The following is an 18,068-nucleotide window of genomic DNA, read 5'->3' as shown; positions in this document are numbered from 1 at the left end:
GCGTAGAGATCGTCAACACGTTCTAAAGGCGGTCAGCGAGCAGCGCGATTGCATGGTTGTGCTGCATGCCGAGTTCAGCGAGCAGGGCTTTCTGTCCTGGCCGCGCGAGGCAAGCTTCTTCAAGGCCTGTGGTGCAGGCCCGTATGACAGACAGTTGCTGCAGCCCTTCACCCTGGTCTGGGTGAGCGCAAAAGTGACGGGACAGGCAGAATTCGTGGGTACCCAGATTCCCGTCATAGAAATAGACGCCCTCTACCGCGGCTCCGACTGCCTGCAGGGCGACACAGCTCCACAATGCGTTCACAGTTACCTGCAACCCCTGAAGAAGCCGCAGTAGCGGCAAACCAGTCAGACGGCGCCACGCTGCGCCGCCTCTTTCCCTATATCTGGCGCTACAAATGGCATGCGCTGGCAGCGCTGGTGTTCATGATCTGCGCCAAGCTGGCCAATGTGGGCGTGCCCATCTTGCTCAAGCATCTGGTCGATGCGCTGGATATCAAGCCCGGGCAGGCGCAGGCCGTGCTGGTGGTCCCCGTGGGGCTGCTGGCGGCCTATGGATTGCTGCGTTTTTCCTCCACCATGTTCACCGAGCTGCGGGACCTGGTCTTTTCCAAGGCCACGCAGGGCGCATCGCGCTCTATTGCGCTGTCGACCTTCGAGCATCTGCATGCCCTGAGCCTGCGCTTTCATCTGGAGCGCCAGACCGGCGGCATGACGCGCGACATCGAGCGCGGCGTGCGCAGCACCGAGTCACTGATCTCGTATTCGCTCTACTCCATCCTGCCCACGCTGATTGAAATGGCATTGGTGCTGGGCATTCTGGCCGTGCGTTTCGACATCTGGTTTGCCGTCATCACGCTGGCAGCGCTGGTGTTCTATATCGGCTTCACGGTTACCGTGACAGAGTGGCGCACCCGCTTCAGAAAAGAGGCCAATGCGCAGGAGTCGGCGGCCCATACCAAAGCCATTGATTCGTTGCTGAACTACGAGACCGTCAAGTACTTCAACAACGAGCAGTTCGAGTCCGCGCGCTATGACGAGAACCTCGAAAACCTGCGCCGCGTGCGGCTCAAGAGCCAGACCACGCTGTCCATGCTCAACTGCGGCCAGCAACTCATCATCGGAGCGGCGCTGGTGGCCATCCTGTGGCGGGCCACGCAGGGCGTGGTCGACGGCAGGCTGACGCTGGGCGATCTGGTCATGATCAATGCCTTCATGATTCAGCTCTACATTCCGCTGAATTTCCTGGGCGTGATCTATCGCGAGATCAAGCAGAGCCTGACCGACCTGAACCGCATGTTCACGCTCATGGACAAGGAGCGCGAAGTGGCCGATGCGCCTGGCGCCCAGCCCTTGCAGATCGACAATCCGCCGCCCGAAGTGCGCTTTGAGAACGTGCAGTTCGCCTACGATAGCGCGCGGCCCATATTGCATGACGTGAGCTTCACCATTCCTGCGGGCAAGACCGTGGCCGTGGTCGGTCCCTCGGGTTCGGGCAAGAGCACGCTGGCGCGTCTGCTGTTTCGCTTCTATGACGTGCAGGGCGGCCATGTGCGCATTGCCGGACAGGACATCCGCACGGTGACCCAGAGCAGCGTGCGCCATTGCGTGGGCATTGTTCCGCAAGACACGGTGCTATTCAACGACACGGTGGCCTACAACATCGCCTATGGACAGCCGGGTGCCACACAGGAGCAGGTGGTTGCAGCGGCCAAGGCTGCACGCATTCATGACTTCATCGAGCACACGCCCCAGGGCTATGCCACGCGCGTGGGCGAGCGCGGCCTCAAGCTCTCGGGCGGTGAAAAGCAGCGTGTGGCGATTGCGCGCACCCTGCTCAAGAACCCGCCGATCCTGATCTTCGACGAAGCGACTTCGGCACTGGACAGCGCCAATGAGCGCGCCATCCAGAACGAGCTGCGCAGCGCGGCGCAAGGCAAGACCTCACTGGTCATTGCGCACCGCCTGTCCACCGTGGTCGAGGCGCATGAAATCCTGGTCATGGACAGCGGCCGCATCATCGAGCGCGGCACGCACGAGGAGCTGCTGGCCGCCGGAGGACGTTACTCCAGCATGTGGAATATGCAGCTCAACCAGGCGGAGTCAGCGGAGATTCCCGCCTGAGTGCGGTCACCTTTCGCCAGACGTTTGATAAGCCACCTTCGGGTGGCTTTCTTTTTGGCTGCTCTGCTTGTATGTATACATGTTGCTAAGTGTTTGCCCTTGGATTTGCAATTAAATCGCTGTTATTTGATTTTTATGTATACATTTCTTCCATCGCCAAGAACTAAATACCCGCGAGACATGCCTCCCTCCATTGCCCCCGCTGCAGCGGAAGAAAACCATTCCCAGGTCGTGAAGGCGCAGTTGCAGCTGCGCGAAATGATTCTTGCCGGCGAGATGGCGGCCGGAGAGCGCATCTCGGAGCTGGTGCTGGCCGAGCGTCTGGGCATCTCCCGCACCCCCATACGTGCAGCGCTGATGCGGCTTGAGCAGGAGGGCATGCTGGAAGCCACGGCTGGCGGGCGTGGCTACAAGGTGCGCGTGCTGTCCGAAGCAGACGTGTCGGATGCCATCGAGCTGCGCGGCACGCTGGAAGGTCTGGCGGCGCGCATGGCGGCCGAGCGCGGGGTGGATGAGGCCCTGCTGGCGCGAGCCGCGCGCTGTCTGGATGCCATCGACCGTGTGCTGGATGCCCAGAACTGGGGTGACGAAGCGTTTTCCGCCTATGTGGCCTTGAACTCCGAATTCCACGACATCCTGCTGGAGATGTCCGGCAGCAGCTTCATGCAGCGCGAGCTGGAACGGGTCAAACGCCTGCCGTTCGCGTCCCCTTCGGGCTTTGTGGTGGCCGACTCCGAGTCGCCGCGTGCCCTGCGCAGCCTGATCCTTGCGCAGGAGCAGCACCGCGAAGTGATTGACGCCATCGAGCACCGCGAAGGCGCGCGTGCCGAGGCGCTGATGAAAGAGCACTCGCGCATTGCGCGTCGCAATCTGCGCGAAGCCATGCGCTCGCCAGAGACCACGCGCGTACCCGGTGCGCAATTGATACGCGCCAGCCGCTGACGGCCGGTCCGAGGCCGTCGCTCGGCGCAGCAGACCCTGACGATAAATACAAGGAGACACCCATGATGAGCAAGCAAGCACAGCCCACCTATCCTCGCAACACCTGGTATGTCGCTGCCACGGCGGCCGAAGTCACGGACAAGCCGCTGGGGCGCCAGATCTGCGGTGAGCGCATCGTTTTCTACCGCGCCCTGGAAGGCAAGATGGCCGCCGTCGAGGACTTCTGCCCGCACCGTGGTGCACCGCTGTCGCTGGGCCGAGTCTGCGAAGGCAAGCTGGTCTGCGGCTATCACGGGCTGGAGATGGGCTGCGACGGCAAGACGGTTTCCATGCCCGGTCAGCGCGTGCGCGGCTTTCCTGCCATCAAAAGCTACCCGGTGGAGGAGCGTTACGGCTTTGTCTGGGTCTGGCCGGGTGACAAGGATGCGGCCGATGCAGCGCTGATCCCGGATCTGCAATGGCATGACAACCCCGAGTGGGCCTACGACGGCGGGCTGTTCCACATCAAGGCCGACTATCGTCTGATGATCGACAACCTCATGGATCTGACCCATGAGACCTATGTGCATGCCAGCAGCATCGGTCAGGCCGAGATCGACGAGACGCCCTGCAAGACTGAGGTCATAGGCGAGAGCGAAGTGGTCACCAGCCGCTTCATGGAGAACATCGAGGCGCCTCCGTTCTGGAAGATGGCATTGCGCAGCAATGGTCTGGCCGATGACGTGCCTGTGGACCGCTGGCAGGTCTGTCGCTTCACTCCTCCCAGCCACGTGCTGATCGAAGTGGGTGTGGCACATGCCGGCAAGGGCGGCTATGACGCAGCGGACGAGCACAAGGTCTACAGCATGGTGGTGGACTTCATCACTCCGGAGACCGATGGCAGCATGTGGTACTTCTGGGGCATGGCGCGCAAGTTCAATCCTGGCGATGCATCGGTGACGGCGGCCATCAAGCAGGGCCAGCACAAGATCTTCAGCGAGGACCTTGAGATGCTGGAGCTGCAGCAGCGCAACCTCGCTGACTATCCGGACAGGCAGCTGCTCAAGCTCAATATCGATGCCGGCGGCGTGCAGTCGCGCAAGATCATCGAGCGCCTGATCGACGAGGAGAAAACCGAGTCGGTCGTTGCGGCGCTGGCTTGAGCGGCGGCAGGCAGGGGCAGATCATGTCTGTAGATGGAGTAATCTTGCAGCTCCCCGAATCGGAGTCAGCGCTGTCCATAGTCAGCGCTGCCCTTGCTACGCTGCTGCATGGAATCGCCCACCACACCCAACCCGCTTTCCCTGGATCTCTACGACCAGCCAGGTCATCTGATTCGACGCGCCCAGCAGATTGCTGCGCTGCTGTTTCGAGAAGTGCTGGGCCCCGATGTGACTCCGGTTCAGTACGCCATCCTGCGCATGCTGCAAGAGTCTCCCGGTATCGATCAGGTGACGCTGGCGCGTCTTGTCGCACTGGACAACTCGACCACGGCCGATATCGCTGCGCGACTGGAAAGCAAGGGCTGGATTCATCGCGAGCTGCTGCCAAGGCGTCAGCGCCGCTTGAGTCTGACCACCGAGGGCGAAGCCATGCTGGCCGCATTTGTGCCCAATGTCTACGAGCTGCAGCAGCGCATGCTCTCCGCGCTGGAGCCCGAGGAGCAGGCGGAGTTCAAGCGTCTGTTGCGCAAGTTCGTGCAGTTGCACGACAGCACTGAAGCCGGCGAGCAAGCGGCGATCAACGGCTAGCAGCCCGTTCTGGCGCGGCGGATGCACCTCGATCACGCCGGCCAGCGCAGGCGGTGAGCCGGCACGACTAGGGAATCCACTTGTGCTGGATCAAGACTTCATTCAGTAAACTGAATGTGATTCAGTATGCTGAATGAATGATAAAAAACAAGGAGACAACGATGGAACAGGATTTGCGCGCGCATCTGGACCAGCGGCCCATGACGACCTTCCAGTGGTCGGTCATCGCGGTATGCATGGCCCTGAACATGATTGATGGTTTTGACGTGCTGGTGATGGCTTTTACGGCGTCGGCGGTGTCCGGGCACTGGAAGCTCAGCGGATCGGAGCTGGGCTTTTTGCTCAGTGCCGGCCTCTTCGGCATGGCCGCAGGTTCGCTGCTGCTGGCGCCCATGGCCGACAAGCTGGGGCGTCGTCCCTTGATTCTGCTGTGCCTGGCCGTGTCCGGACTGGGCATGCTGGCGTCGGCCTGGAGCCAGACGCCTATGCAGCTTGCGGTGCTGCGTGTGATCACGGGCCTGGGCGTGGGGGGCATCCTGGCGTGCAGCAATGTGATTGCCAGCGAATATGCCTCGCTGCGCTGGCGCAGTCTGGCGGTCACGCTGCAATCGACCGGCTATGCGCTGGGCGCGACCATTGGCGGCAGCATTGCGGTCTGGCTGCTGGCGCACCATGGCTGGCGTTCCGTTTTTATGTTCGGCGGATTTTCCACGCTCGCGGTGCTGGTTCTGGCCTGGTTCGCCTTGCCTGAGTCCATGGACTTTCTGCTGGTCAAGCGGCCCGCCAATGCGCTGCAGCGTCTCAATGCACTGATCCGCAAGATGGGCCTGCCCGCAATGGGCTCCTTGCCTCAGGCCGTGGTGGCCGGCAGTGGTGAAAGCAAGCGCATGGGCCCGTTGCAGCTGCTGTCTCCCCAGCTGCTGCGCCCCACGGTGCTGGTCTGGCTGTCCTTCTTCTCGGTGATGTTCGGCTTCTATTTCGTGATGAGCTGGACGCCCAAGCTGCTGGCAGCCTCGGGCCTGACGCCCGAGCAGGGCGTGACCACGGGCGTGCTGCTGAGCCTGGGCGGCATTCTGGGCGCGACCTTGCTGGGCCTGCTGGCGGCGCGTTTTGCGATTCACCGTGCGCTGGCGGTCTTCATGCTGGTGACGGCAGTGCTGCTGTGCTTTCTGGTGGGCAGCTCCGGTGCGCTATGGATGTCGTACACGCTGGCCTTCCTGATCGGCATGTTCGTGAACGCCTGCGTGGCCGGCCTTTATGCGATTGCGCCCGTGGTCTACGGCAGCGATGTGCGCGCCACCGGCGTGGGCTGGGGCATCGGCATCGGCCGCATCGGTGCGATTGTGTCGCCGCTGGTGGCCGGCGGACTGCTGGATGCCGCCTGGTCGCCCGATCAGCTGTACCTGGGTTATGGCATGGCCTTTGTCCTGGCTGCCGTCATCGTGTCCCTGCACCGCATTGCCGGTCCGCAGGCCGGGCACAGGCGCACCGCGTCCGAAACCGTGGCCGCTCATTGAGCAGGGAGACTTCGATGAACCAGATTTCTCACACCATGAGCGCAGCCGTGCCGGCCTTTGCGCTGGATCAATGGTATGTGGCGGGCTTTGCCTGGGAGCTCAAGGACCAGCCGCTGGCGCGCACCTTGCTGGGCCAGCCGGTGGTCTTGTTCCGCACGCAAGATGGCCGCGTCGCGGCGCTGGAGGATCGCTGCTGCCACCGCGAGTTGCCGCTGTCCTGTGGCACGGTGGAAGCTGCGGGTCTGCGCTGTGGCTACCATGGCCTGCTCTTCAGCCATGAGGGGCGTTGCCTGGAAATACCGGGCCAGGAACGGATTCCGGCCAAGGCCTGCGTGAAGCCCTTCGAGCTGCGCGAGCGCGACCAGATTCTCTGGATCTGGATGGGAGCGACGCCGGATTCCGTGCCGGGCACGGAGCCGCCGGCCTATGCCGTGCACAGCGACCCGCAATACCGTTTTGGTGGCGGCGTCTACCACTATGACGCACCGTATCAGTTGATTCACGACAACCTGCTGGATCTGAGCCATCTGGGCTATGTGCATCTCAAGACCATCGGCGGCAACGCCAGGGTGCATATGAACGCGGATCTCAAGGTCAGCCAGGACGGGGACTGCGTGAAGGTCGTGCGCTGGATGCCTGACTCCGATCCACCGCCCACCTATGCGCAGGCCTGGCCATTTCAGGGCCGCATCGACCGCTGGCAGGAAGTGGAATTCCACCCCTCGCATGTGCGTATCTGGACCGGTGCCATGGATGCCGGCCAGGACAGATTGGACAACCCGGCGCGCGAAGGATTCCATATGCGCGGCTTTCACGGCGTGACGCCGGAGACGGAGACCAGCGCGCATTACTTCTGGACGATTGCGACCAATCCGCATCCGCAGATGCAGGACACGACACAGCTGGTGATCGATCAGACGGCGGCCACTTTCGAAGAAGACAAGGTGGTCATCGAAGCCCAGTTCCGCAACCAGCAACGCTTTGGCTCACGCGCCGTGGTGGATATCCATGTGGATGTGGGCCCCAATCGTGCGCGGCGCGTGATCGAGCGCTTGCGCCAGGCCGGCGCGCAGGCCTCGCAGGCGCTGGCCTAGCAACGCACAAGCAAAAGAGAAGTACCCGAGATGAAGAGTGAAACCACGTTCGATGTGCGCATTGCGCACAAGCAGGAGCAGGCGGCTGGCATCTGCAGCCTGGAATTGCGGGCTCTGGAAGGCAGCAGCCTGGCGCCGTTCAGCGCCGGCGCGCACATCGATGTGCACCTGCCCGGAGGGCTGGTGCGCCAGTACTCGCTGAGCAACGACCCCGCAGAGCTGGACCGCTATGTGATTGCCGTGCTGCGCGAGCCTGCCTCGCGCGGCGGCTCGGCGGCCGTGCACGAGCAGTTGCAGGCCGGCCAGCAGATCACCATCAGCCAGCCGCGCAACCATTTCGAGCTGCATGCGCCGGCCCGCAAGCACCTGCTGCTGGCGGGCGGCATAGGCATCACGCCGATTCTGGCCATGGCGCGCAAGCTGGCGCGTGACGGTGCGGACTTTGCCTTGCACTACTGCGGCCGCTCGCGCGAGCGCATGGCGTTCGCCCAGACCATCGAGGCGGCGCAGTGGGCTGACAAGGCGCAGATCCATGTGGATGACGCCCATGGAAAGTCGTCGCTGAGCTTGAGCGAGTTGCTGCAGGTGGTAGAGCCGGACCAGCATCTGTATGTCTGCGGGCCCAAGGGCTTCATGGACGCCGTGCTCGATACGGCGCGAGCGGCGGGCTGGCCTGCCGAACAGTTGCACTACGAGTTCTTTGCCGCCGAAGTGGAGCACCGCGACGACGACGAGAGCTTCGAGGTGGAAGTCGCCAGCAGCGGCCAGGTGGTGCGCGTCACGCCGGCGCAGACCGTGGTGCAGGCGCTGGAGTCCATCGGCGTCTGCGTGCAGACCTCGTGCGAGCAGGGCGTCTGCGGCACCTGCCTGACGCGCGTCATCTCGGGCAAGCCCGATCACCGCGATATGTATCTGACGGAAGACGAGCAGGCGGCCAATGACCAGTTCCTGCCCTGCTGCTCGCGCGCCAAATCGGGCCGCCTGGTGCTGGATCTGTGATGCAGGGCCGGGGGCGGGCTTTGACCATGCGCGGGCAGGGCTGGCGCAGCCTGCTCAAAATAGGCGTTTTCCATGAAAGCGCCGCGTTCCCGCCATGAAGCCTGCCCTGCTAGTTCTGAATCTCCAGGTCCCCGCCCATCTGCAGCAGATGGAGCAGACCTTTGCCGACTTTGATGTGATCTATGCGCCCGAGGCCGATCAGGCCGAGGCCGCAATCGCCGCCCACGGCACGCGCGTGCAATGTGTGTGCACGATTGGCGCGACGGGCCTGTCGGCCGCGCAGATGCAGCGCATGCCCCGGCTTTCGCTGGTCTGCGCCATGGGCGCGGGCTACGAGAACATCGATGTGGCCTATGCCAAGGCGCACGGGATTGCCGTCGGCAACGGCGTGGGAACGAACGACGACTGCGTGGCCGACCACGCCATGGGTCTGCTGATCGCCGCCGTGCGCGGCATCGTCAAGCTGGACAAGGCCACGCGTGCCGGCATCTGGCGCTCGGCCCTGCCGCTGCCGGCCAATGTCTCAGGCAAGCGCCTGGGCATCGTGGGACTGGGCCAGATCGGCGCCAAGATCGCCAGGCGCGCGGCCGCGTTCGATATGCCCGTCGGCTATCACAACCGCAAGCCCCGCGAGGGCGTCGAGCACCAGTACTTCGACGATCTGCTGGCGCTGGCCTCCTGGGCCGATGTGCTGCTGGTGGCCACGCCGGGCGGCGCTGGCACCCGCCATCTGATCAATGCCGAGGTGCTCGATGCACTGGGCGAAAAAGGCGTGCTGGTGAATATCGCGCGCGGCTCGGTGGTTGATACCGCAGCGCTGGCCGACGCCGTGCGCGCAGGCCGTCTGGCCGGTGCCGGGCTGGATGTCTACGAAAGCGAGCCGCTGCCGCCACAGGAGCTGATCGATCTGGACGCCGTGGTGCTGACGCCCCATGTGGGTGGGTGGTCCCCCGAGGCGGTGCAGAACTCGGTGGACCGCTTCATCGCCAATATGCGCTGCCATCTGGATGGCAAGCCCTTGGTCTCGCCTATCTGAGTGCTATTGAATTGGAAGCTGCTTGCGCTTGATATTGTTGTATTTCAATATGATTTGACTTTGAAATTCAATTATATAAAGCGCTTATAGCTTTGATATTCATAGCAATAAAAATCCCCGCCACGGAAAGCCGTGCGGGGATTTTTACTATCTGCGGTGCCATGAAGCTGGCGCGGACCAAACCAGTGACACCAAGCAAGGGCCGCCCCGCAGCGAGGGTGTCGTCCCCCTCCCGAAGAGAGAGGGGGAAGCTGCGGGGCCGCCTAGGCGTAGCGGCTCAGGGGAGCTTATTTCTGGCTGGCGGCAATGGCTTTTTCGGCCTTGTCGACCAGCGGTGCGCCGATCTGGCTCTTCCACTTGTCGTAGACGGGGCGGGTGGCCTTGACAAAGGCTTCGCGCTCGGCCGCGTTAGGGGTGGTCACGGTCACGCCCAGGCCGGCCAGGTCCTTGAGCAATGGCTTGTCGGCTTCCACCAGGCCCTTGCGTGCAATGGCGATTTCTTCCTTGGCGGCGTCCAGTGCGGCCTGCTTGACGATGGCCTGGTCGGCAGGCGTCCAGCTGGCCCACACGTCCTTGTTGACGACAAAGATCAGCGGATCGTTCATGTAGCCCCACATGGTCAGATGCTTCTGGCCCACGGACTGCAGCTTGGCAGCCATGTACACGCCAATGGGGTTCTCCTGGCCGTCCACGGCACCACTGGCCATGGCTGGCTGGGCATCGGCCCAGCTCATCTGCGTGGGGTTGGCGCCCAGGGCCGTGAAGGTGTCCAGGAACAGGGGCGAGCCCACGACGCGGATCTTCATGCCCTTGAGGTCGGCGGGAGTCTTGATGGCGTGCTTGGAGTTGGAGATTTCGCGGTAGCCGTTCTCACCCCAGGCCAGGGGCACCACGCCGCCTTTTTCCAGGGTCTTGAAGATTTCCTGGCCCACTTCGCCCTGGGTCACGGCATCCACGGCCTTGAAGTTGGGGAAGAGAAAGGGCATGGAGAACAGGTTCAGCGACTTGACCTGGGGCGACCAGTTGATGGTCGAGCCCACGGCCATGTCGATCACGCCCTGGCGCAGCGCGGAGAACTCGCGCGTCTGGTCGCCCTGCACCAGCGAAGTGCCGGGGTAGAGCTTGATGTTGATGCGGCCCTGGGTGCGCTCGCGCACCTTGTCGGCCCACAGCTCGCCGCCCTTGCCCCAGGGGAAGGCCGTGCCCAGCACCAGGGACATGCGGTATTCGCTCTTGTACTTGGTCTGTGCCATGGCCATGGGCGATGCAAAGGCCACAGCGGCGGCAGTGGCCACGGCGGATGCGAGGAAGGTACGAAGTTTCATTTGGTTTGTCTCCCTTTTTAGAAACGAAAAAATGCTTTGCTTGATTGACGCATTGCACATGGAATAAACACGGCCCATCTCAGCGGACACCACGCAAGGGCCTGAGCCGGCCGCGCCGCTCCGCAGCGCTGGTGTCGTCCCCCTCCCGCGAAGCGAGAGAGGGGGAAGTGGTGGGGCCGCCCAGGCATAGCCGCTCAGGGGATCAATAGCCAAGTCTGGCGGGCAGCCACAGTGCCAGCTGGGGGAAGGAAATGACCAGAATCATCACGGCGAACATGGACAGCAGCATCCAGCCCACCCAGCGCACGGTGGACTCCATGCGCACGCCCGCAATGCGGCAGCTGACCATCAGGTTCACGGCCAGCGGCGGCGTGAACTGGCCCAGTGCCACCTTGAGCGTGAGGATCACGCCAAACCAGACGGGATCCCACTGGTAGTGATTCATGATGGGCAGCAGCAGCGGCACAAAGATCAGGAAGATCGAGATGCCGTCCAGGAACATGCCCACGGTGATCAGCAGCAGGATCAGCAGGCCCAGCACGCCGTATTCGCCGAGACCGGAATTCACGATGGCATTGGCCACCGGATCGATCACGCCCAGCGTGGACAGCGAGAAGGCAAAAATACCGGCCAGCGACACCACCAGCAGGATCACGGCCGACAGCTCGCCCGCCTCGCGCAGAATCGGAAACAGGTCGCGCACGCCGATGGTGCGGTGAATCACCATGCCGACGAACAGCCCGTAGAACACGGCAACCACGGCGGCCTCGGTGGGAGTGAACCAGCCCATGCGCATGCCGCCCAGGATCAGCACCGGAGCTGCCAGGCCCCAGGATGCCTCGCGCAGGCTCTTCCAGAACGGCGGGCGGGGCATGGAGGCTTCGAGCGCGCCCATCTTGTGCTTGCGCGACATCCACACGGCGGGAATGATGAGCGCGATACCCGCCAGCACGCCGGGAATCATGCCTGCCGCGAACAGGGCCGGCACCGAAGCGCCGGGCACCAGCACCGAGTAGATGATGAAAGCCACCGAAGGCGGAATCAGAATGTCCGTCGCTGCGGCCGCTCCGACCACGCTGGCAGAAAAGCTCTTGGGATAGCCGGCGCGGCTCATGGCGGCAATCATCACGCCGCCCACGGCCGCTGCATTGGCCGGCCCGGAGCCGGAGATGCCGCCCAGGAACATGGCCACGGCGATCGCCACCAGCGGCAGCATGCCGGGGCCGCGGCCCACGATGGCCACGGCAAAGTTCACCAGCCGCAGGGCAACGCCCGAGCGATCGAAGATGGAGCCCACCAGCACGAACATCGGAATGGCCAGCAGCGGATATTTGCCCAGTCCGGCATAGAAATTCTGCGGCACGGCCAGCAGGCCGAACCACTGCGTATCGGCATTGGCAAGAGCAATCGCGGCCACCCCGGCCAGACCGAGGGCCGCGCCGATGGGCACGCCAATGAACATCAGGCCCAGAAAGGCCACGAACAGCAAGGTGGCGATCATGCGATCTCCTTGCTGTGGTCTTTTTCCACGGGCTCGTCAGGGATGGCGCCGGGCTTGCCCTGGCGGATGAACAGCCCGATGGCGCGCGCGGTGATCAGGGCTGATACCAGGGGCAGCCAGATCGAATACCACCACTGGGGCAGGCCGATGCCGGGCGAGGTCTCCTCGAAGCGGAAGTCGTCCCAGACCACGCGCACGCTGAGCACGGCGATGATGGCAAACAGCAGCGCCACCATCAGAGAGCCGAACCGGGCCAGAGCCTTGCGGCGCTGGAGCGAGCCGCTGTCCGAGAAAAACTCGATGCGGATATGCTGATTGCGGGCCACGGCGGCAGAGCCTGCGACCAGGGCCAGCAAAATCATCAGAAAGACGGAGATCTCCTCGGTCCAGGCGAAGGAGGAGTTGGTGAAGTAGCGCACCAGCACATTGGCAAACGTGATCAGGGCCAGAGCGGCCATGATGATCACGGTCAGCCAGTCTTCGATGCGCAGGGAGCGAGGCTCGTCCGGGCGCGCGCCGGTATCGGCGGCACCATCGGTCTCGGGAGGAGTGGAGGACATGAACGCGGAAAGTCAGAAAAACACACAGGAGTCAGGGCAGCTCGCCTGAATGGCGTGATCCGCGCGCACTCGATGAGAATGCCCTTATGTTCACGACTTGCGCAAAACGGGTTCAGGCAAGACGATTGCCTCAGGAGGCAGGCCGTCGTTGCATTCTTGTTTGCGTAAGTCCTTATGTTGTTCCTTGACCTTCACGGCGTTGTGCGCCGGGATGGCTTGGAGCGAGTAGACACACCGGATAGATGTGAACAAATATTATCAAGGTATCTATGCCGCAGGGCTTACGTCCGGCGGCAGGCATTACCCTAGGGTCTGGCGACCAAGGCATGGCTCATCGTCGAGTCTGTGTTTTGTCCCGTTTACCAGCCAACAAGGATTACCTCCGTTGCACAGCTTTGGTGCAGGGCAGCGGATAATGAGAGTCTATGGAAACCAAATGGCTTGAAGATTTTGTCAGCCTTGCTGAAACCCGCAGTTTCAGCCGCTCGGCCCAGCTGCGCCACGTTACGCAGCCTGCGTTCTCGCGCCGTATCCAGGCGCTGGAGGCCTGGGCGGGAACCGATCTGGTCGACAGAAGCTCGTATCCGACGCGCCTGACGCCAGCAGGCAAGACCATGTACGAGCAGGCGCTGGAGATACTGCAGTCCTTGCAGAGCACCCGAACCATGTTGCGCGCCCACGTCAGTGCGGGCAAGGGCATGGTGGGCTTTGCCGTGCCGCATACCTTGGCGTTCACGTTCTTCCCGAACTGGGTTTCGGCCGTGCACGAGAAGTTCGGCCCCTTCCGCAGTCGTCTGTTTGCACTCAATGTGCATGATGCGGTGATGCGCCTCGTGGAAGGCGGCTGCGATCTGCTGATTGCTTACTACCACTCTTCTCAGCCCTTCCAGCTGGACCCTTCGCGCTATGAGATGGTGAGCCTGGGGCATGAGGTGCTGGCTCCCTACTCCAAGCCGGACGAGAACGGCAACCCCATCTTTGTCCTGCCCGGCCGCCAGGGTCAGCCGCTGCCATACCTGGGCTATGCCGCTGGTGCCTATCTGGGGCGGGTGACGGAGCTGATCCTCAAGGAGGCGGCCGAGGCCGTGCACCTGGAGCGCGTCTATGAAACCGATATGGCCGAAGGCCTCAAGGCCATGGCGCTGGAAGGTCATGGCGTGGCTTTTCTGCCCTACAGCGCAGTACGCGGCGATCTGGAGTCCGGTCGACTGGTGCGTGCCGTGCCGGAAGGCGTGACCGGTTTTCAGATGGACATGGAAGTGCGGGCCTATCGGGAAAAACCCACGGGCGATGCCCCTCAGGGAGGAGCGGCCGCGCTCTGGAACTTCCTCAAGGAGCAGGGCGAGATTGCGGGTGGCGAGGTCAAGGCTGTGTAACCGGGTCGCGTGTTGCTTTTCTTCCAAAAGGGCCAGTTGGCCCTTTTTTTGCTTGTGTGACCAGTATGTCGTGATTTCAGGTATTTTCCTGGTGAAAACCCTAATGTTATGCATCGGGTTAATACTGAATATGCAAGTTGCGCATAAGGATTTTTGCCATCGGCATTGGCTTGTGAAATCACGAAAGCATTAGAGTTCGCAGCTTGCACAAAAAGAGGTGCTGCTTTGCAACACAAGATTGAGGCGGTAAGTAGGTGGTTGCCTTCCTGAATTACCTACGGGAAAAGTCTTAGAAATGATTGCATTTCAGCCATCTTCATGACTGCACAATGTGTGCAGTACATTTGTTAACGCAACCTGTCCACCCTCACAAAGGGCGATGCGTTAAGGAGTGGCAAGCGTTTTTGGTCCTTACCAATAGGAGATCCGTATGAAGAAGCATTTGTTGGCCATCGCCGTAACCGCACTGGCAACTGGCACCGTGTTTGCCCAGGCCAATGACACCTTGGCCAAGATCAAGTCCACCGGCAGCGTCACTCTGGGCGTGCGTGAATCGTCCGGCCTGGGCTATACGCTGGGCAATGGCAAATATGTAGGCTTCCATACCGAAATGGGTGAGCGCATTCTCAAGGACATCCAGAAGCAACTGGGCCTGACAGCGCTGGAAGTGAAGTACCAGCCTGTGACCTCGCAAAACCGTATTCCTCTGGTGCAGAACGGCACCGTGGACATCGAGTGCGGCTCCACCACCAACAACACGGCTCGCCAGAAGGATGCAGCCTTCGCCTTCACCACCTATGTGGAAGAAGTGCGCATTGCCACCCGTGCCAACTCCGGCATCACCGGCATCAAGGATCTGAACGGCAAGACCATCGTGACCACGACGGGTACGACTTCCGTGCAGACCCTGCGCAAGAACAAGCGCGCTGACGGCCTGACCTTCAAGGAAGTCATGGGCAAGGACCACGCCGACAGCTTCCTGATGCTGGAGACCGGCCGCGCCGATGCCTTCATCATGGACGGCTCCATCCTGGCCGCCAATATTTCCAAGTCCAAGACTCCCAACGATTACAAGATCGTGGGTGAAGTGCTTTCGGTGGAACCCATCGCCTGCATGATGCGCAAGGACGATCCCGCCTTCAAGAAGGCGGTGGACGAATCCATCGTGCGTCAGATCAAGGACGGTTCTCTGACCAAGCTGTACGACAAGTGGTTCCTGCAGCCCATTCCTCCCAACAACGTGAAGGTGGGTCTGCCACTGTCGGCAGCGACCAAGGATGCGTGGGCTCACCCCAACGACAAGCCGATGGAAGCTTACGAAGTCAAGTAATCCCGCCTATAGGTGTACCGCCCCTTCTGCCAAGCGGTTAGAAGGGGCTTTTTTGTTGCGAGGGCCGGTGTGAGCGTTTGCCCTCATAAACCGAGAATGAAAGAGGTGCTCGTATGAGTTGGGATTGGCAGGTGTTCTGTCAGGACACCATTACCCAAGAGGTCGGGCAGAGTTGTTTTGGCAAGAACGGTGACATCACCTATCTGGACTGGATGCTGTCGGCCTGGGGCTGGACCGTGTCGGTGGCATTGCTGTCGCTGGTCATCGCTCTGGTGCTGGGCGCAGTCATCGGTACCTTGCGTACCTTGCCCGATCGTCCGTGGATCGTGCGCCTGGGCAATGTCTGGGTGGAGTTGTTCCGCAATATTCCGTTGCTGGTCCAGGTGTTCATCTGGTACCACGTGGTTCCGGCCATCTTCCCTGCAATGAAGTCCCTGCCGGGCTTTGTGCTGGTGGTATTTGCGATCGGTTTCTTCACCTCGGCGCGTATCGCCGAGCAGGTGCGCTCCGGTATTCAGGCTTTGCCGCGGGGCCAGCGCTACGCCGGTATGGCCGTGGGGTTCACGACCTTCCAGACCTACCGCTATGTGCTGTTGCCGATGGCGTTTCGCATCATCATCCCGCCGCTGACCAGCGAGGCCATGAACGTGTTCAAGAACTCGTCCGTGGCGTTTGCCGTTTCCGTGGCCGAGCTGACCATGTTTGCCATGCAGGCCCAGGAAGAGACTGCTCGCGGCGTCGAAATTTATATGGCTGTGACAGGTCTGTATGTGATTTCTGCCTTCATCATCAACCGCATCATGGCCTTCATCGAGAAGCGTTCGCGCGTTCCCGGCCTGATTGCAGCCAGCGGTGGAGGCCACTGATATGAATCTCAACCTTGACTGGTCGTTTTTCTCGCCGGGCCTTTTCAGCAACTATGTGCTCAAAGGCCTGTATTTCAGTCTCACGCTGACGGTGATTGCCACATTGGGCGGCATCTTCTTTGGCACGCTGCTGGCGCTGATGCGTCTGTCGGGCAAGAAGTGGCTGGACCTGCCTGCCACCATCTATGTCAACGGCATGCGCTCCATCCCGCTGGTGATGGTGATTCTGTGGTTCTTCCTGCTGATGCCTATGCTCATCGGCAAGCCCATCGGCGCGGAAACCTCGGCCATCATTACCTTTGTGGCGTTTGAGGCCGCATATTTCTCTGAAATCATGCGCGCCGGCATTCAGTCCATTCCACGTGGTCAGGTGTTTGCCGGCCAGGCGCTGGGCATGACCTATGGTCAGAACATGCGTCTGGTGGTGCTGCCTCAGGCCTTCCGCAACATGCTGCCCGTGCTGCTGACGCAGACCATCATCCTGTTTCAGGACACTTCGCTGGTCTATGCGATCGGCGCCTACGACATGCTCAAGGGCTTCGAGCTGGCGGGCAAGAATGATGGCCGGCCGATTGAATCCTATCTGGCGGCTGCCGTGACCTATTTTGTGATCTGCTTTGCACTGTCTTGGTTCGTCAAGCGTCTGCACAAGAAGATCGCCATTATTCGATGAAACACCCCCTGAGTCGCTTTGCGCCCTCCCCCTCAAGGGGGACGACGGCCTCGGCTGCGGGGCGGCCCTTGCTGGCCGACCCTGGCCTGACCGAGCCCGTTGCAGGCGCTGCGATGGATCACTGACAAAAGTCGGAGTGAAAAATGATTGAACTCAAGAACGTTTCCAAGTGGTACGGCAGCTTTCAGGTGCTGTCCGATTGCTCCACCAATATCAACAAGGGCGAGGTGGTGGTGGTGTGCGGCCCTTCGGGCTCCGGCAAGTCCACGCTGATCAAGACCATCAATGCGCTGGAGCCTTTCCAGAAGGGCGAGATCTTTGTGGACGGCACGGCAGTGCACGATCCCAAGACCAATCTGCCCAAGCTGCGCAGCCGCGTGGGCATGGTGTTCCAGCACTTTGAGCTGTTCCCCCACCTGTCGGTGACGGAGAACCTGACCATCGCTCAGATGAAGGTGTTGGGCCGCAGTGCTGCCGACGCCAAGACCCGTGGCCTGAAGATGCTGGACCGTGTGGGCCTGACCGCTCACAAGGACAAGTTCCCCGGCCAGCTCTCCGGTGGCCAGCAGCAGCGCGTGGCGATTGCGCGCGCTCTGTCGATGGATCCCATCGTCATGTTGTTCGACGAACCCACTTCGGCGCTGGATCCTGAAATGGTGGGCGAAGTGCTGGACGTGATGATGGGCCTGGCCCATGAAGGCATGACCATGATGTGCGTGACCCACGAAATGGGATTTGCGCGCAAGGTGGCCAGCCGTGTGATCTTCATGGACGTGGGCGGCAAGATTCTGGAAGACTGCAGCAAGGACGAGTTCTTCGGTCATCCCGAAAACCGCCAGCCGCGTACCAAGGAATTCCTCAACAAGATCCTGCAGCATTGATGCTGCAGGCAACCCGCTAAAGGCGCTCGCAGGAGCGCCTTTTTTCATGGTCAGGCCATGAGAGGGTTTGAATAAAAGATGAGCCCGCCTGCATCAGGCGGGGCCTGGCCGGCG

The 18,068-nt window shown here is 61.7% G+C and carries 17 protein-coding genes; 14 read left to right on the top strand and 3 right to left on the bottom strand.

What is annotated here, in order from left to right; translation table 11 throughout:
• Positions 1–52: 52 nt before the first annotated feature.
• From AC1RTQ_RS02570 to AC1RTQ_RS02530, 9 genes are all read left to right on the top strand, one after another.
• Complete coding sequence (locus AC1RTQ_RS02570) at positions 53–337, top strand: hypothetical protein (protein ID WP_492874093.1); 285 nt, start codon at positions 53–55, stop codon at positions 335–337.
• Complete coding sequence (locus AC1RTQ_RS02565) at positions 295–2,124, top strand: ABCB family ABC transporter ATP-binding protein/permease (RefSeq protein ID WP_304349448.1); 1,830 nt, start codon at positions 295–297, stop codon at positions 2,122–2,124. Before AC1RTQ_RS02570 ends, AC1RTQ_RS02565 begins: the two co-directional genes overlap by 43 nt.
• 180 nt (positions 2,125–2,304) lie before the next feature.
• Complete coding sequence (locus AC1RTQ_RS02560; RefSeq protein ID WP_302089001.1) at positions 2,305–3,066, top strand: GntR family transcriptional regulator; 762 nt, start codon at positions 2,305–2,307, stop codon at positions 3,064–3,066.
• 65 nt (positions 3,067–3,131) lie between these two features.
• Positions 3,132–4,208, top strand: coding sequence for an aromatic ring-hydroxylating dioxygenase subunit alpha (locus AC1RTQ_RS02555; protein ID WP_492874514.1), 1,077 nt, complete (start codon positions 3,132–3,134; stop codon positions 4,206–4,208).
• A 108-nt stretch (positions 4,209–4,316) separates the two neighbouring features.
• Positions 4,317–4,796: a MarR family winged helix-turn-helix transcriptional regulator gene (locus AC1RTQ_RS02550; RefSeq protein ID WP_003081275.1), complete on the top strand. Its 480-nt coding sequence runs from the start codon at positions 4,317–4,319 to the stop codon at positions 4,794–4,796.
• Between the two features lie 161 nt (positions 4,797–4,957).
• Positions 4,958–6,313, top strand: coding sequence for an MFS transporter (locus AC1RTQ_RS02545; RefSeq protein ID WP_492874090.1), 1,356 nt, complete (start codon positions 4,958–4,960; stop codon positions 6,311–6,313).
• A gap of 14 nt (positions 6,314–6,327) precedes the next feature.
• Positions 6,328–7,407 carry a Rieske 2Fe-2S domain-containing protein gene (locus AC1RTQ_RS02540; protein WP_492874088.1) on the top strand — a complete coding sequence of 360 codons (1,080 nt, stop codon included), beginning with the start codon at positions 6,328–6,330 and terminating at the stop codon, positions 7,405–7,407.
• A gap of 30 nt (positions 7,408–7,437) precedes the next feature.
• Positions 7,438–8,406 (top strand): PDR/VanB family oxidoreductase, encoded by a 969-nt coding sequence (locus AC1RTQ_RS02535; RefSeq protein WP_492874086.1) that lies wholly within the window; start codon positions 7,438–7,440, stop codon positions 8,404–8,406.
• 94 nt (positions 8,407–8,500) lie between these two features.
• Positions 8,501–9,442, top strand: coding sequence for a 2-hydroxyacid dehydrogenase (locus AC1RTQ_RS02530; protein WP_492874084.1), 942 nt, complete (start codon positions 8,501–8,503; stop codon positions 9,440–9,442).
• A gap of 287 nt (positions 9,443–9,729) precedes the next feature.
• Here the strand turns inward: AC1RTQ_RS02530 and AC1RTQ_RS02525 are convergent, their stop codons facing one another.
• From AC1RTQ_RS02525 to AC1RTQ_RS02515, 3 genes are all read right to left on the bottom strand, one after another.
• Positions 9,730–10,767, bottom strand: coding sequence for a DctP family TRAP transporter solute-binding subunit (locus tag AC1RTQ_RS02525; RefSeq protein WP_304349444.1), 1,038 nt, complete (start codon positions 10,765–10,767; stop codon positions 9,730–9,732).
• A gap of 202 nt (positions 10,768–10,969) precedes the next feature.
• Positions 10,970–12,268, bottom strand: coding sequence for a TRAP transporter large permease (locus AC1RTQ_RS02520; protein ID WP_492874082.1), 1,299 nt, complete (start codon positions 12,266–12,268; stop codon positions 10,970–10,972).
• On the bottom strand, positions 12,265–12,828 hold the full coding sequence (locus tag AC1RTQ_RS02515; RefSeq protein WP_302089007.1) for a TRAP transporter small permease: 564 nt from the start codon (positions 12,826–12,828) through the stop codon (positions 12,265–12,267). Before AC1RTQ_RS02515 ends, AC1RTQ_RS02520 begins: the two co-directional genes overlap by 4 nt.
• Before the next feature lie 425 nt (positions 12,829–13,253).
• Between AC1RTQ_RS02515 and AC1RTQ_RS02510 the strand changes: the two genes are divergently transcribed.
• The 5 genes from AC1RTQ_RS02510 to AC1RTQ_RS02490 all read left to right on the top strand — a co-directional run bounded on the left by AC1RTQ_RS02510 (position 13,254) and on the right by AC1RTQ_RS02490 (position 17,954).
• Complete coding sequence (locus AC1RTQ_RS02510; protein WP_003081255.1) at positions 13,254–14,204, top strand: LysR family transcriptional regulator; 951 nt, start codon at positions 13,254–13,256, stop codon at positions 14,202–14,204.
• Between the two features lie 430 nt (positions 14,205–14,634).
• Positions 14,635–15,534: a transporter substrate-binding domain-containing protein gene (locus AC1RTQ_RS02505; protein ID WP_302089008.1), complete on the top strand. Its 900-nt coding sequence runs from the start codon at positions 14,635–14,637 to the stop codon at positions 15,532–15,534.
• A gap of 113 nt (positions 15,535–15,647) precedes the next feature.
• The gene (locus AC1RTQ_RS02500) at positions 15,648–16,400 is read left to right on the top strand and encodes an amino acid ABC transporter permease (RefSeq protein WP_302089009.1); all 753 of its coding nucleotides are present in this window, start codon (positions 15,648–15,650) and stop codon (positions 16,398–16,400) included.
• A gap of 1 nt (position 16,401) precedes the next feature.
• A complete protein-coding gene (locus AC1RTQ_RS02495; protein WP_302089010.1) occupies positions 16,402–17,073 on the top strand; it encodes an amino acid ABC transporter permease in 672 nt (223 codons plus the stop codon).
• Between the two features lie 143 nt (positions 17,074–17,216).
• Entirely contained in the window at positions 17,217–17,954 is a 738-nt protein-coding gene (locus tag AC1RTQ_RS02490) for an amino acid ABC transporter ATP-binding protein (protein ID WP_034373277.1), read from the top strand.
• Positions 17,955–18,068: the final 114 nt, after the last annotated feature.

The organism is Comamonas sp. GW821-FHT11H03 (assembly GCF_058807955.1).
Note: the sequence above shows the minus strand (reverse complement) of the source record. Positions and strands in the feature narration are given on the sequence as shown.

Bases quoted from the DNA above. Each gene is read 5' to 3' on its own strand.
- AC1RTQ_RS02500 (WP_302089009.1), top strand. From the start codon at position 15,648: ATGAGTTGGGATTGGCAGGTGTTCTGTCAGGACACCATTACCCAAGAG.
- AC1RTQ_RS02555 (WP_492874514.1), top strand. From the start codon at position 3,132: ATGAGCAAGCAAGCACAGCCCACCTATCCTCGCAACACCTGGTATGTC.
- AC1RTQ_RS02515 (WP_302089007.1), bottom strand. From the start codon at position 12,828: ATGTCCTCCACTCCTCCCGAGACCGATGGTGCCGCCGATACCGGCGCG.
- AC1RTQ_RS02565 (WP_304349448.1), top strand. From the start codon at position 295: ATGCGTTCACAGTTACCTGCAACCCCTGAAGAAGCCGCAGTAGCGGCA.
- AC1RTQ_RS02525 (WP_304349444.1), bottom strand. From the start codon at position 10,767: ATGAAACTTCGTACCTTCCTCGCATCCGCCGTGGCCACTGCCGCCGCT.
- AC1RTQ_RS02545 (WP_492874090.1), top strand. From the start codon at position 4,958: ATGGAACAGGATTTGCGCGCGCATCTGGACCAGCGGCCCATGACGACC.
- AC1RTQ_RS02510 (WP_003081255.1), top strand. From the start codon at position 13,254: ATGGAAACCAAATGGCTTGAAGATTTTGTCAGCCTTGCTGAAACCCGC.
- AC1RTQ_RS02490 (WP_034373277.1), top strand. From the start codon at position 17,217: ATGATTGAACTCAAGAACGTTTCCAAGTGGTACGGCAGCTTTCAGGTG.
- AC1RTQ_RS02520 (WP_492874082.1), bottom strand. From the start codon at position 12,268: ATGATCGCCACCTTGCTGTTCGTGGCCTTTCTGGGCCTGATGTTCATT.
- AC1RTQ_RS02535 (WP_492874086.1), top strand. From the start codon at position 7,438: ATGAAGAGTGAAACCACGTTCGATGTGCGCATTGCGCACAAGCAGGAG.
- AC1RTQ_RS02540 (WP_492874088.1), top strand. From the start codon at position 6,328: ATGAACCAGATTTCTCACACCATGAGCGCAGCCGTGCCGGCCTTTGCG.
- AC1RTQ_RS02550 (WP_003081275.1), top strand. From the start codon at position 4,317: ATGGAATCGCCCACCACACCCAACCCGCTTTCCCTGGATCTCTACGAC.
- AC1RTQ_RS02570 (WP_492874093.1), top strand. From the start codon at position 53: ATGGTTGTGCTGCATGCCGAGTTCAGCGAGCAGGGCTTTCTGTCCTGG.
- AC1RTQ_RS02530 (WP_492874084.1), top strand. From the start codon at position 8,501: ATGAAGCCTGCCCTGCTAGTTCTGAATCTCCAGGTCCCCGCCCATCTG.
- AC1RTQ_RS02560 (WP_302089001.1), top strand. From the start codon at position 2,305: ATGCCTCCCTCCATTGCCCCCGCTGCAGCGGAAGAAAACCATTCCCAG.
- AC1RTQ_RS02495 (WP_302089010.1), top strand. From the start codon at position 16,402: ATGAATCTCAACCTTGACTGGTCGTTTTTCTCGCCGGGCCTTTTCAGC.
- AC1RTQ_RS02505 (WP_302089008.1), top strand. From the start codon at position 14,635: ATGAAGAAGCATTTGTTGGCCATCGCCGTAACCGCACTGGCAACTGGC.